Source organism: Methylotenera versatilis 301 (assembly GCF_000093025.1).
Classification (GTDB): Bacteria; Pseudomonadota; Gammaproteobacteria; order Burkholderiales; family Methylophilaceae; genus Methylotenera; species Methylotenera versatilis.
On sequence record NC_014207.1, the window covers coordinates 2935391 to 2948571 of the forward strand.

Below are 13181 nucleotides of genomic sequence, written 5' to 3' on the forward strand. Positions count from 1 at the left end.
CAACTCTTCTTCAGAGAATCAATCGATTACCAAGACGCCTTTGCCTTGAATTACATTTAATTTGAGCCAGCTTTGGCTCTAAATTTGTTACTTTTGTTAACAGTCATATTCGCCATTGAATATAATCGTTAACCTACTTCATTACCGTCTAACTAAAGCAGCAACTCTGCTGCCTCTATAATTTGCTTTGATAATGCACCGATGCGCATATGTTTTTGCATCGCCATGGAGCGCAATAAGTTATACGCCTCATCTTCATCAATCTTACGCTGCTTCATAATCAAGCCTTTTGCACGTTCGACTAACTTTCTTTCACTTAACTTGGTGTTTGCTTCATTTAAAGCAACACGTAAATTCTTAAACTCTTCAAAACGCGCGATTGCCGCATCTATCACTGGCTGCAAACGTTCATTCGGTATGCTACCCACTACATAAGCACACACACCTGCTTGCGTTGCCAACTTAATTTGTTCTTTATCACCATCATGCGTAAACATCATAATCGGCCGCGGGTCGTTCATGGTCATCACGCAAATATTCTCTAACGTATCGCGGCTTGGTGAGTCAGTATCTATAATCACAATATCTGGCTGCAACTCGCAACAGGCATCATCTAAGTTAACCGTATCTTTAAGATGTGCGATTACTTCGTACCCCGTATCTAGCAATGATTGCTTGAGTGGTTTGGTACGCTCCAAATCGTTATCAACAATCATTACTTTTAACATGGCAACTTATCTTTAATGCTCGATTAAATAAAAGCAATTAGCATGCCAATATTTTAAATAAAGGCTATCACAATGATTTTATTAGGTATTTATCTAAAATGTGAGTTTCTAAAACTAATGATTTATCTGTGCACGCACGCAGAAGGTGCAACTTCACCACCCCACTTTGGTGCACGGTGCAGTATTTATTGATTTTTAGATGATTAATCTATGACAAGAATTAATCATCTAAATAGTTAATCTAAGGTACTAGCCTGAACCTGCGCACGCAGCTTATTGATAGCTTCTGCTTCTCCGCGAACCATTAAAAATGCGCCGTCGTTATCTGAACGCTCTTCCAGTACTTGGCAGCTTGCGTAGATTTTTCCACGCCACTGCTGCGCTGACCAAGGTAGAAAAAGTTCGGCCTCAATCAAATCCTGCTGAAAAAATGCAACGATAGTCTGGTGCAACTTAGCAACATCATCAGGTCGCTTTGCGCTCATCACGATGCAATCTGGGTACTTTTCTCGCAGAGTAGCTTCGCACTCAGCTTGCGCTGCCGCATCTCCCACATAGTCAATTTTGTTAAAAATACGTAGGCGCGGCACAACATCGGCACCAATTTCTTCCAGTACTTCATTGGTCACTTCAAGCTGGCGCACAAAACCAGGGTCGCTTGCATCAATTACGTGCAGTAATAATGAGGCATCTAATGCTTCATCTAGCGTTGATTTAAACGAGGCAACTAGACCATGCGGCAGGTTTTTAATGAATCCCACGGTGTCGCTCACAAGAATACGAGGCACACTTTCTGGGTATAAAGAGCGCACTGTAGTATCTAATGTAGCGAAAAGCTTATTGGCCACCAATACCTCGCTACCAGTGAGCGCACGCATCAGGGTCGATTTACCTGCATTGGTATAACCCACTAAGGCGATACCGGCAATACCTTGGCGCTCTTGCCGTCTGGCACGCTGCGTTTTGCGCTCAGCATCCATCGCGACAATTTCCAACTGAAGTTCGGCGATACGGTCACGAATTTTACGTCTATCCAATTCGGTTTGCGACTCACCCGCACCGCGACCACCTTCGCCGCTACGTTGCCGGCCTTGTGAACCAGCTAACTTCGCCGCTTCGCGCATACGTGGCGCCATGTAACCAAGGCGGGCAATCTCAACTTGCGCACGCGCTGCACGCGAGCGGGCATTGCGGTGAAAAATCTCTAGAATCACCATAGTGCGATCCATTACTACGCAACCCACTTCAAGCTCCAGATTACGCGCCTGTGACGGTGATATTTCGTGGTCAACCAAAAGTGTATTGATTTCCACGTCACCTAAGTTCGCAGCGACTTCATCGACCTCGGTTATTTCGTATTCGTTATTCACATAATCACGTATTTCCTGCCGCTTACCTGCACCCAGATAAGCCGTCACATCAAAGCCTGCGCGTTTTTGCACAAAGGTTTTAACTACCGTAAATCCCAATGTTTTTGCGAGTTCGCGCAACTCGTTTAACGAGGCTTCAAACTCAATATCTGTCACACTTGGAATTTGAACTGCAGCCACAATGGCGTAATTAGGTTGCTCTTTATCTTCTTTTTGCATGAGGAAATAATGTTGATTGATTAAGCGAAGGCAGATAGTACCTTAAAAGCACTAAATTACCTGCATTATCAATGCTTAACCGAATGCACCATCGGCTCTTGGTTTTAGCAAAATTGGCGTATAAATCACCACAAAAACGGCAAAGCTGAATATCCATAACATGGCTGCCACTAGCATCCAACTCATATAAAGCTGCGATGCGAACATCGGTACGAAGGCACGAAATAGCACGCTGACAACCAAGCCAGCAAAAGCTAACCCTATCCAACGAGAAGGCTTTCTAACATCTCGTCCTGTATGGCCTAAAGCCACGCGCGACATCATACTAAGCGCCATTAAGCCAATGCCACCGATAGTGAAAAGATGTAAAGTTAGAATAGATAGGCTACTGTATAGCGCTTGTAATCCGTAAAAGAAAAATCCAACGTTAATATACCAAGCTGATAAGTACAAGCTCCATAACAAAGGCACGCGCCATATTCCAGCAGTATGCCAATTGAATAAGCGGTAGCCGTTCAATGTAAACAAAGTCCACGCAAACATAGCAGTTAAATAAGGGATTTGTATAAAAATTGCGTTGATGAATAGCACGATAAAAAATACCAATATGCTGATGTCTAACCATTGATATTGCTTTAGCTGGACTCGGCTTTCAGTGCCGCGCTCTATAAAGAATGGAATCACGCGTCGGCCTATCATGAGAATCAGACTGATAAACAATAAGACCGCGCCATTAATGGCGTATGCCATTCCACTTGTGAGTATTCCAAAGCAGCCAAGATAAAAAATGAGGTTGCCAACCCACAATAAAATCACTTTACTGACAACCACGAGTTGCTTCCATTGCTTGGCCTTAACGAGAGGCATGGCAATCGCGATAATTAACATCAAGCCAAACAATAAGTCTGCGCTTGCAGCCCAAGGCAATAGCGCAGCACCAAACAAAAATAGCAATCTAGCCGCGCACCAAAGCGCAAATAAGACCATTAACGGCTTACCAAACACGGTTGGTAACCCTGTCCAATTTTTAATTGCCGTGAGTAAAAATCCAGCCACCACCGCCATGCCGTATCCATACAGCATCTCATGCGCATGCCACTGACTGATAGAAATATTCTCAACACTCACGGAGACATAAGAGAAATAAACAAGCATCCATGCTGCCATTGAAATAACGGCAAAAACACTCGCCCCTAAAAAGAATGGGCGAAAGCCAAGATTAAATAGTGCGAGTTTCTTTGCACTTTCAGAATTAGGTATATTGATTTGAATTTGCATAGCGTTTTATATCGCTCCGGCCTAAAGTTTTGTGAATTTTACTCAATCAAGTTGATACAATTGCGCAAATAATACTAACTTGATTACTCATCTATGCTATTGATGCAGCGCAAGAATATGTAAATGCTTACAAGTACTCTCCATTTACAACAAGCCACCAAATTTCTAACTAACTTAGATGCTGATTGGGCGCGGCTAATTGAGACTGTAGGTGAGTGTCAATTTGAACCTAAACCAGCGCGTGAGCCTTATGAGGCTTTAATACGTGCAGTGGCATATCAGCAACTACATGCCAAAGCGGGCGATGCCATTATCAAAAGATTGTTGAGTATTTATGGTGACGCTTTTCCTGCAGCATCTCAATTATTAGCGACAGATTTTGTCAATCTGAGAGCTTGCGGATTTTCTGCACGTAAAATTGAGACGATACAAGGTATTGCAGAAGGCGCGATTTCTGGGCTGGTGCCAACTCGAACTGAAGCAGCCAGCATGGCTGATGAAGATTTAATTCTGCGCTTAGTAACGCTTAAAGGCATAGGCCGCTGGACGGTTGAAATGCTACTGATGTTTACCATGGCGCGTATGGACGTACTCCCCGCTGACGACTTTGGTGTCGTGCAAGGTTATAAACGACTGAAGAAGCTAAAAGTCGCGCCTACTCGCAAAGAAATCACTGAAATTGGCAAAACTTGGAGCCCTTATCGCACGATTGCTAGCTGGTATTTGTGGCGTGTGCCAAAATAGCGTTTTTATAAATTAGCTAATAATTAGTTTAGTGCGCCTAATCTATATCGGCAGAGTCACACTAGGTCAATGACGACTCATCGAGCTATTTGCATAGCCTTACTGCCTTATTCACAGCACTGCTGGCTATTTTAGCATTTAGAGTTATTTTGCACATTTTTTAATCTCATTTGGTTTTAATGTTACTTGTTTTAATGTTATAAGTTTATTCATGCATATTTTCACTCGTCATCATCACGCTTTTCTTAAATTACTTTCTTTCCGCATGCTCATGGTATTGGCTTACCAAATCATGGCGGTGGCGGTTGGCTGGCATATTTATGAAATTACCCACGACACACTAGCACTTGGATTGATTGGTTTAGCTGAAGTAGTTCCGTACTTTACTTGCGCCTTGTTTGCAGGGCATGCGGTTGATCATTACTGCTCACGTCGATTTTTCGGTACTTTAGCGGCTGTTGCTTTAGGTGTTAACGCACTCACACTCACCATGCTGACCATGGGATTAATCGGTGACATTGCATCAGCCAGTTACTGGATTTATGGCTCTATCATGCTGACTGGTATAGAGCGCGCCTTTATTGCACCCAGCTACAGCACCTTATTTGCTATCATTTTGCCGCGTGAAGAATATGCTAGAGCCTCCGCCATTGGCAGCTCAGTCTTTCAAGCAGGCTTGATAGCTGGCCCAGCAATAGGTGGCTTGCTGGTTGGCTTTGCTAGCAAAACGTTTGCTTACTCAATGGCAACTACTTTATGTGTAGCGGCTGCGATTGCGATGTGGTCAATTAAAATTGATGAACCAGCCGCGCCAACAGACAGCCCGTCTGTATTCACAAGTATCGGCGAAGGTTTGCGCTTTGTATTTAATAATCAAATTGTTTGGGGAGCGCTTTCACTGGACATGTTCGCCGTGCTCTTTGGCGGTGCAGTGGCAATGCTGCCTGCGTTCATTCACGACATCTATCACTACGGGCCTGAAGGGCTGGGCATATTGCGCGCTGCGCCTGCCATCGGCTCAATCATGACTGGCATCTGGTTATCGCGAAACCCAATCAATCTGCACGCAGGGCGTTGGTTATTGGCTTCGGTAGCAGGGTTTGGTTTATGTATCATTTGTTTTGGCTTAAGCACCTACATCTGGATGGCGGGCGCGATGCTGGTGCTTTCTGGTATTTTTGATGGTGTTTCAGTGGTGATGCGTACCACGATTTTGCAGTTGGCTACACCTGATGCCATGCGTGGTCGAGTGTCTGCCATCAACGGGATTTTTATTGGCTCGTCTAACGAGCTAGGCGCTTTTGAATCTGGCTTAGCTGCGCGTTTATTAGGCTTAGTGCCATCAGTAATATTTGGCGGAATGATGACATTGGGCATCGTTGCCGTCACGGCTAAAGCTGCGCCACAACTTAGAAAACTGGAACTGCATCAACTGCATTAGCCTGCTTTAGCAAGCTAGTTTTTTGCAGACCAATTCTGTATGGCTATATTAACGACCTCGGTCAATTCCGCCTGAGTGGCGCCACTTGTCGCTTGTACGGATAAGCCTTGATGCATGGTCGCTAAGTATTTGGCTAATGCAGCACTATTGCTTTGTGGTGGCAAATCGCCTTGAGTGATAGCCAAGTCAAAGCGCTGCTTTAAAGCATTTTCATAGCTTTGCCTACGGCTAATTAATTCCTGCTGTATCTGTGCAGAACCTGCTCCACAAGTCAGCGCGCCTTGTACCACCATGCAGCCGCGTGGGTTGTTAGGCTTAGTTAAAAGCTCAACGGCTCCAAACAAAAAATTTTCTATGACTTTTTGGGCAGTTGGCTGATTTAACGCTTCTGAGACAAAGGCCACAGTCCCAACTAGATACTTAGCCAGCGCCTTTCTAAACAACTCTTCTTTGTTGCCAAACGCCGCATAAATACTAGGTTTATTCATACCAAGCGCTTCTGTCAGTTCTGCCATAGAAGTGCCTTCATAACCATGCAACCAAAATACATGAAGCGCCTTCTCTAGCGCTTCATCTTGATTGAATGACGGCGGGCGACCACGTTGTTTAGTCGCGGGCTTTAGGTCTTTTGTTTGGTTTTTTGTTGAGACTTCTGTATTCATCACATCACTCATACGGTCATGAAAAAATAATATTGTACCATTAGGTACAAATATATTTGACAAATAATTTTTACTGCTCTATTATTTATTTACCAAACGGTACAAAATATATTTCAGCTATTACATCATATCAACTAAAAGGATTAAAAAAATGGAAACAACAAAAGTAGCCTTCATCACTGGCGCTAATCGTGGCATAGGCTTTGAAACAGCCAAAGGTTTAGGCGAACTCGGTATCAAACTAGTACTTGGCGTACGTGACTTAGCAAAAGGCGCGATAGCCGCCAAAGAACTACAAGCACTCGGCTATCAAGCTGAAGCCATTCATTACGATGCAAAACAAGCTAAATCTGCTGACGACGCTTTTGAGCATTTGAATAAACACTATGGAAAACTAGACATTTTGGTGAATAATGCAGGCATACTGCAAGAACCATTGATGGGCAGCAACAGCAGCACAGTCAGCCTTCAGGTATTACAAGAAACTTTTCAAACTAATCTTTTTGCCGTGATTGACCTCACACAAAAACTATTACCGCTTATCAAAAAAGCACCTGCTGGACGCATTGTTAATCTTTCTAGCATTTTGGCGTCACTCACTTTGCATAGCACACCAAATTCACCAATAGACCCAGCAAAAGCGTTTGCTTACAACGCATCTAAAACTGCACTAAACGCCTACACAGTGCATTTGGCGCATGAGTTGCGTGATACCAATATCAAAGTCAATTCTGCACATCCAGGCTGGGTAAAAACTGAACTTGGCGGCAGTAGTGCGCCGATGGAATTAGCCGATGGCGGAAAAACCAGTGTGCTTTTAGCGACACTCGCAAGTGATGGCGCAAATGGTGGTTTTTCACATATGGGTGAAAACTTACCTTGGTAAGAAGCTAATTGATGCAGGCTAAATCTAACTCTTAGCCTGCATTGACTATTAATTGAATAGGATGTTTAACGTGCTCAATCAAAAAATACCGCTTCGCTTTCGCACTATGTTATTTGCACTCATCATGTCATGCAATACGGCGCTCATAGTATCTGGCATCATTATCTATTTACATTCAGCTTCACATGAGCACTATATTAGGCAATGGCTAGGTGCTTTTATTACCGCATGGCCTATCGTTTTTATTGCTATTTTGCTGATTGCACCTATGGTGAATAAGCTGCTCAATGTATTTGTTGAGGCAACAGAAAACTAAATTTTAATGACTAATAGGCAATTGCTGCCATTCCTGTAAAAAGACAATCCAAAACTCACGCGCTATACTTGTTTAAAATTAGAAATAATCATTAAACAAACGGTATCGCAAACATGGTCGCTTTTAGGTCTATTTTATACAGTGTTATTCTGAATTTAATATTGGTATTGCCAGTAGCCGCCGCTGAAGAGTTCATTGATGTAACGCCTGAAAGCTCGATTGGTCTCGGAAAATTCAGCTTACGCATTAAAGTACTTGATCCTGTTAGCCAAAAACCTTGGGCAAATAAACCTTACCATTTTGTTGCCTATAAAGCAGATGGCACGGCAGCTACTATCATTCACGGCAATACTGATGTAGATGGCTACGGCGCGACGGTATATAGCTCGCAGAAAATCTCACATTATGCAGCTGTTCCAAAAATGAAACCGGGCAACTCACCTTACACAACAAAAATGCGCTTAATACAGAGCGATGGTCAGGCAAGCTTAACTCGGGCAATTTACATACACTTTTTTCAGGATGGCTCGGTATTTACTGGCAGGCTTGGGAAACAAGGCAGCGCCGCAGAAATTGGATTAAACAACCAGCTATCAGTCATTACAAAAATTCAATGGGCAAGACCGGGAAAGACGCCTGAGATTTGCGATTGGCAATCAGTCGCAACGACACTCAACCAGACGATGGGCAGCACACCCTCACAAAAAATCGACCTCATCAAACAAGTCATTGAATGGGAATCTTTGAAAAATGAGTATGCGCCAGCCTGCACTAGCTTTTATGAGCAATACGCAGATGATTTAATCGCCCAAATACTCAAAGCTTCAGTTGAAGGCGGGCAGGCGCTAATTGACGTTACAATCCCTTTTGTTGTGGATACTAAAGCCGAATCATTAAGCAAGCTTGCTAAAACTTCACGATCTAAACAGCTTAAAAGTGTCACTGAATATCACATACTAGCGATTTTAGATATACTGAACACTCTTGCGACTGAACCATCGATATCAAACGAATTTTTTAATCTTTGGGCTAATCAGGCCATTACTTTAAATGGTCAAATCAAGCGGTTTAATGATCAAGACGTTGTGCTAAACCTTGCAGAGAAGCTTGCACAGCTAAAGAAATATAGCGCTGCAGAAAAAATACTGACTCTTTTAACAGAAGATCCTACGCAAATTGACGAAGCCGATAAGGCTAGGCAATTGGCAATCAAGGCAATGATTGCAAACGCTACAGGCAAAACATAGTAAGCCAAGTTAAGTTAAGTTTTTCACCTGATGAAAACTATGAATTCGGCAGTTCTGGCGAAGTTTGTTGCGCAATTTCTTGCATATCACTTTCGTCTTTTAAAGCCACACCAGACACTTTCAGTCGCATGGATTCTTTAGCTAGCCATATGAGCTTTTTAGCAGCAGCCTCATATTGCAAGCCTTCTGGGCGTACGTTAGAAATACAGTTTCTATCTGCATCACTCAAACCTAGTTTAGGTTGATAAGTCAGATAAATGCCCAAACTGTCAGGCGAGCTCAAGCCTGGGCGCTCACCTATCAACATGGCGACCATTTTGGCATTGAGCGCTTGCCCAATTTCATCACCTATCGCCACGCGCGCCTGACTGGCAATCACGACAGGGCCTGTGTGCCAATCGTTAGGCAAATGATTACGCATTTCTGCAAGCAGCGGCACCACATGTCGCGACACGGCGAGCGAAGATAAGCCATCGCCAACCACGATTAAAAAATCAATCTGTTTAGTTTGACTGACATTTTGAAGGCGCATCAAACTTTGCTCATGCAGCCTACGTCCCCAATCAGGTCGCAACAAATAGCTGGCGCGATCTGGCGCCATACTTTTAGCTTGAATAGTCGTAAACTGCTGCGTTTTGATGTCTGCTTCTAAGGCATTGACATCCAATGCCAAATGCACGGCATCGCGCGCCATGGCGTGCGCCAAGCCAAAATCTAACACCTCGCTAGTTGGCAGGCTACTACCCACTCGACCGATTGCAATACGCGCCCGCGTAAAGCTTTTAAGCTGCTGCCACGGGTCTATATTGGTAATGTTATCTTGTTTTATTGTCATGATTTAGGCCGCATTCAGTAAGTGCTTAGGCATGTTTTGCAACATATGATGCACATGTGAGATTGGCTGTACCTGACCATGCGCATCCATGATATTCATGGCTTTTAACCACCGCTCAAACTCTGGTGCGGCACGTAAACCAAGCACTTTACGCAGATACAGCGCATCGTGGAATGACGTGGTTTGATAATTGAGCATGATGTCATCAGCACCCGGAATGCCCATGATGAAAGTTAAACCAGCCGTGGCGAGTAGCGTCATCAAGGTATCCATATCATCTTGGTCAGCCTCTGCATGATTGGTGTAGCAAACATCGCAGCCCAAAGGCACGCCTAGCAGTTTTCCGCAAAAATGATCTTCTAAACCAGCCCGTATGATTTGTTTGCCATCGTATAAATATTCAGGGCCGATAAAACCCACCACGGTATTAGTAAGCAAAGGCGATAGATGTCGTGCAACCGCGTAAGCGCGCGCTTCGCAAGTTTGCTGATCTACGCCGAAATTAGCATTGGCTGATAATGCTGAACCTTGGCCTGTTTCAAAGTACATGACGTTGCTCTCGCCAAATTCATTCTTCACCGTGCCGCGATTGAGTGATAGCGCAGCAGATTGCGCTTCTTTCAGCAAGGCAATATCAATACCAAAGCTTTTATTGGCTTTTTCACTGCCTGCAATCGACTGAAACACCAAATCTACAGGTGAGCCACGTTCAATCAGTTGAATTTGGTTGGTCACATGGGTAAGAATGCAGGACTGTGTAGGAATGTTGTATTGATTGATGACATCATCAATCAAATAATACAGCTCCATCAGCGCTGGTAAGCTATCCGTAGCAGGGTTGATACCAATCACCGCATCACCTGCGCCATACAGCAGACCATCTAACATTGAAGCTGCAATACCGCGCGTATCGTCAGTCGGGTGATTTGGCTGCAATCGCACAGAAATATGACCGGGCAAACCTATTGTGTTTCTAAAAGTAGTAATGACGGTGCATTTTTTAGCGACTAAAATCAAATCTTGATTGCGCATGAGTTTGCTCACCGCCGCCGCCATTTCTGGCGTAATGCCTTTTGCCACGCGCTTTAATGTTGCGGTGTCGGCAATATCTGAGAGTAACCAATCGCGAAAATCACCAATGGTTAAGTGACTAATCTCAGTAAATGCTTGTTTGTCGTGTGTATCGATGATTAAGCGAGTAACTTCATCGGTTTCATAGGGAATCATCAACTCCTCTAAAAACCGCTTCAGCGGGACTTGCGCCAAACACATTCTGGCAGCCATACGCTCTGCATAGGTTTCAGCCGCTACTCCAGCAAGAAAGTCGCCCGAACGAGCTGGAGTGGCTTTCGCCATCACTGTTTTCAAATCAGCAAACTGATAAGTATGCGCGCCTGCAATATAGCTATATGTCATGATGCATTTCACCTTTGCCACTATTTGACTACTGCGTGATGTGTCATTTGATGACATACATTATGCGACTATTTTTTACAAAGCCGCAAGCTGGATTTTGGTGAATGCTAAGTGTGTAAGAGTACTTAATCAAAAAATTTTAACGACATAAAATGGTACTTAATACTTATTAAAAACTGGTACTTGCATTACGCCATTTTAAATCTATACTAGAAAAGCTACACTGTTTTACATTTACACATCTACACCAGCTGTTCTGTTTTATTAATGACTAAAATTAGTATTTGCAGCATCGATTAGACTTAATCTTAAACGCATCAAATTTAAGCTTTTTTACTAAAATCTAGGGGGTAAGAAAATGAGTGAGACAATACACGCAGGCTCGGCAGCAGAGCAGGATGCCGCAGAACTAAAAAAAATGGGGTATGAGCAAGAGCTGCATCGTCATATGGGTGGTTTTTCTAACTTTGCGATTTCCTTTTCAATTATCTGTATTCTGGCGGGCGGTATCAGCGCATTTAATCAGGGCTTGGGTGCTGGCGGTGGATTTTCGCTAGGTGTTGGTTGGCCAGTTGGCGGAGTGTTTGCGCTAGTTGTTGCAATGGCAATGGCGCAAATTGCTTCAGCCTATCCTACTGCTGGCGGACTGTATCACTGGGGCTCGATTTTAGGCGGTAAAGGCTACGGATGGGTGACTGCTTGGTTTAACTTACTCGGCCTTATATTTGTGGTGGCTTCAGTTAACTTTGGTGTATATGACCCATTCTTCAAAACGCTTATTGCACCTATGCTTGGCATTGCGCCTGAGAGCATGGGTCAAGCCTTTCAAATTGGATTTATAGCAATCATCACCATCATCCAAGCTATTTTGAATGCTTATTTACCTAAACTCACTACTAAATTGACCGACATTTCTGGTTATTTAATTTTTGCTGTTGCAACTGCACTTGTGGTTTCTTTGTTGGCATTCACTAGCACACCACTTGATTTTTCCAAGCTGTTCACTTTCACCAACTTTACTGGCACAGAAGGAAGTGTGTGGCCTAAACAAGAAGGATTTTTATTACCTTTTCTAAGTGGCCTGTTGTTTGTAACCTATACCATTACTGGCTTTGATGCGTCAGCGCACACCTCAGAAGAAACACGAGATGCGGCTAACAATGTGCCAAAAGGTATTATTAAGGCTGTAATTTACTCTGCAGTCTTTGGCTTTATTATGGTGTCTACTTTTGTGTTGGTCATGCCAAACTTAGCTGATGGCGTAAAACAAGGGTATACCTTCTTTGACGCCATACTACATCAACTACCTAATAGCTTACGCATCTTATTATCTATTGGTATTTTTGTTTCAAACTTTCTTTGTGGTTTGGCTTGCCTAACTTCTTGCTCACGCATGATGTTTGCCTTCTCTCGTGATGGCGGCTTACCTTTCTCAAGTGCGTTACGCAAAGTGCATGGCAAATCTAAAACACCCATCAACGCTACCTGGACATCTGCTATTTTAGCTATAGCAGCTACTTTATATGGTGACGCATTCCTCGTACTGGCTACAGGCTCAGCGGTGTTCTTGTATATTTCCTACGTTATGCCTACGGCGGCTGGATTATTAGCAGAAGGTAAAAATTGGAAGCACAAAGGTCCATTTAATCTTGGTGGTCTTTCAAAACCTATCGGGGTACTTGCTGTGTTAGGTGGCTCCTTGCTGGCCTATGTTGGTATGCAACCACCTAACGAAAAAGTGCTCTACTTAACGATTGCCATGCTAGTGGTAATGGGTCTGTTCTGGTACGTGTTTGGCGAAAGCAAACGCTTTAAAGGCCCTCCAACTGTGAAAGAATAAAAGCAACTCAGCTTTAGACTCACTCTAAAAGCCCGTTGCGCACTCACCATGCGTAGCGGGCTTTTTTACATCCTTAAATTGGACTAATAATCAGCCCGTTTTCGTTGAATTGATTACCACAATTATTTGATATTGTTCACTTACCAGCTCAAGCATCAATGAACACTAAAGTTTGTGCTCAAGCTTGCCGATGTAATAG

At 43.5% G+C, this 13181-nt stretch carries 12 protein-coding genes; 6 read left to right on the top strand and 6 right to left on the bottom strand.

Annotated features, from left to right (window positions below; all coding sequences use genetic code 11):
• Window positions 1-152 precede the first annotated feature (152 nt).
• The 3 genes from M301_RS13500 to M301_RS13510 all read right to left on the bottom strand — a co-directional run bounded on the left by M301_RS13500 (window position 153) and on the right by M301_RS13510 (window position 3595).
• Window positions 153-728: an ANTAR domain-containing response regulator gene (locus M301_RS13500; RefSeq protein WP_013149342.1), complete on the bottom strand. Its 576-nt coding sequence runs from the start codon at window positions 726-728 to the stop codon at window positions 153-155.
• A gap of 236 nt (window positions 729-964) precedes the next feature.
• Window positions 965-2317, bottom strand: coding sequence for a GTPase HflX (hflX, locus tag M301_RS13505; protein ID WP_013149343.1), 1353 nt, complete (start codon window positions 2315-2317; stop codon window positions 965-967).
• Between the two features lie 75 nt (window positions 2318-2392).
• On the bottom strand, window positions 2393-3595 hold the full coding sequence (locus tag M301_RS13510) for an NnrS family protein (protein WP_013149344.1): 1203 nt from the start codon (window positions 3593-3595) through the stop codon (window positions 2393-2395).
• Between the two features lie 123 nt (window positions 3596-3718).
• Here M301_RS13510 and M301_RS13515 point away from each other — a divergent pair, with 123 nt between their 5' ends.
• Window positions 3719-4339: a DNA-3-methyladenine glycosylase family protein gene (locus tag M301_RS13515; RefSeq protein WP_013149345.1), complete on the top strand. Its 621-nt coding sequence runs from the start codon at window positions 3719-3721 to the stop codon at window positions 4337-4339.
• 211 nt (window positions 4340-4550) lie between these two features.
• Complete coding sequence (locus M301_RS13520; protein ID WP_013149346.1) at window positions 4551-5780, top strand: MFS transporter; 1230 nt, start codon at window positions 4551-4553, stop codon at window positions 5778-5780.
• Window positions 5781-5794: 14 nt separating this feature from the next.
• Here M301_RS13520 and M301_RS13525 read toward each other — a convergent pair whose 3' ends face one another.
• Window positions 5795-6442 (bottom strand): TetR/AcrR family transcriptional regulator, encoded by a 648-nt coding sequence (locus M301_RS13525; RefSeq protein ID WP_013149347.1) that lies wholly within the window; start codon window positions 6440-6442, stop codon window positions 5795-5797.
• Window positions 6443-6593: 151 nt separating this feature from the next.
• Between M301_RS13525 and M301_RS13530 the strand changes: the two genes are divergently transcribed.
• From M301_RS13530 to M301_RS13540, 3 genes are all read left to right on the top strand, one after another.
• On the top strand, window positions 6594-7328 hold the full coding sequence (locus M301_RS13530; RefSeq protein ID WP_013149348.1) for an SDR family oxidoreductase: 735 nt from the start codon (window positions 6594-6596) through the stop codon (window positions 7326-7328).
• A 61-nt stretch (window positions 7329-7389) separates the two neighbouring features.
• Window positions 7390-7644 (top strand): DUF2798 domain-containing protein, encoded by a 255-nt coding sequence (locus M301_RS13535; RefSeq protein ID WP_041359531.1) that lies wholly within the window; start codon window positions 7390-7392, stop codon window positions 7642-7644.
• A gap of 113 nt (window positions 7645-7757) precedes the next feature.
• Entirely contained in the window at window positions 7758-8891 is a 1134-nt protein-coding gene (locus M301_RS13540) for a hypothetical protein (protein WP_013149350.1), read from the top strand.
• Between the two features lie 37 nt (window positions 8892-8928).
• On the opposite strand, the gene eutC is transcribed toward M301_RS13540, so the two are convergent.
• Both eutC and M301_RS13550 read right to left on the bottom strand, forming a co-directional pair.
• The gene (gene eutC, locus M301_RS13545; protein WP_013149351.1) at window positions 8929-9726 is read right to left on the bottom strand and encodes an ethanolamine ammonia-lyase subunit EutC; all 798 of its coding nucleotides are present in this window, start codon (window positions 9724-9726) and stop codon (window positions 8929-8931) included.
• Window positions 9727-9729: 3 nt separating this feature from the next.
• On the bottom strand, window positions 9730-11142 hold the full coding sequence (locus M301_RS13550) for an ethanolamine ammonia-lyase subunit EutB (RefSeq protein WP_013149352.1): 1413 nt from the start codon (window positions 11140-11142) through the stop codon (window positions 9730-9732).
• Between the two features lie 358 nt (window positions 11143-11500).
• Here M301_RS13550 and M301_RS13555 point away from each other — a divergent pair, with 358 nt between their 5' ends.
• Window positions 11501-12982 carry an amino acid permease gene (locus M301_RS13555; protein WP_013149353.1) on the top strand — a complete coding sequence of 494 codons (1482 nt, stop codon included), beginning with the start codon at window positions 11501-11503 and terminating at the stop codon, window positions 12980-12982.
• Window positions 12983-13181: the final 199 nt, after the last annotated feature.

Excerpts from the sequence above, each read along its gene's own strand:
- M301_RS13500 (WP_013149342.1), bottom strand. The coding sequence starts at position 728 with ATGTTAAAAGTAATGATTGTTGATAACGATTTGGAGCGTACCAAACCA.
- hflX (WP_013149343.1), bottom strand. The coding sequence starts at position 2,317 with ATGCAAAAAGAAGATAAAGAGCAACCTAATTACGCCATTGTGGCTGCA.
- M301_RS13510 (WP_013149344.1), bottom strand. The coding sequence starts at position 3,595 with ATGCAAATTCAAATCAATATACCTAATTCTGAAAGTGCAAAGAAACTC.
- M301_RS13515 (WP_013149345.1), top strand. The coding sequence starts at position 3,719 with ATGCTTACAAGTACTCTCCATTTACAACAAGCCACCAAATTTCTAACT.
- M301_RS13520 (WP_013149346.1), top strand. The coding sequence starts at position 4,551 with ATGCATATTTTCACTCGTCATCATCACGCTTTTCTTAAATTACTTTCT.
- M301_RS13525 (WP_013149347.1), bottom strand. The coding sequence starts at position 6,442 with ATGAATACAGAAGTCTCAACAAAAAACCAAACAAAAGACCTAAAGCCC.
- M301_RS13530 (WP_013149348.1), top strand. The coding sequence starts at position 6,594 with ATGGAAACAACAAAAGTAGCCTTCATCACTGGCGCTAATCGTGGCATA.
- M301_RS13535 (WP_041359531.1), top strand. The coding sequence starts at position 7,390 with ATGTTTAACGTGCTCAATCAAAAAATACCGCTTCGCTTTCGCACTATG.
- M301_RS13540 (WP_013149350.1), top strand. The coding sequence starts at position 7,758 with ATGGTCGCTTTTAGGTCTATTTTATACAGTGTTATTCTGAATTTAATA.
- eutC (WP_013149351.1), bottom strand. The coding sequence starts at position 9,726 with ATGACAATAAAACAAGATAACATTACCAATATAGACCCGTGGCAGCAG.
- M301_RS13550 (WP_013149352.1), bottom strand. The coding sequence starts at position 11,142 with ATGACATATAGCTATATTGCAGGCGCGCATACTTATCAGTTTGCTGAT.
- M301_RS13555 (WP_013149353.1), top strand. The coding sequence starts at position 11,501 with ATGAGTGAGACAATACACGCAGGCTCGGCAGCAGAGCAGGATGCCGCA.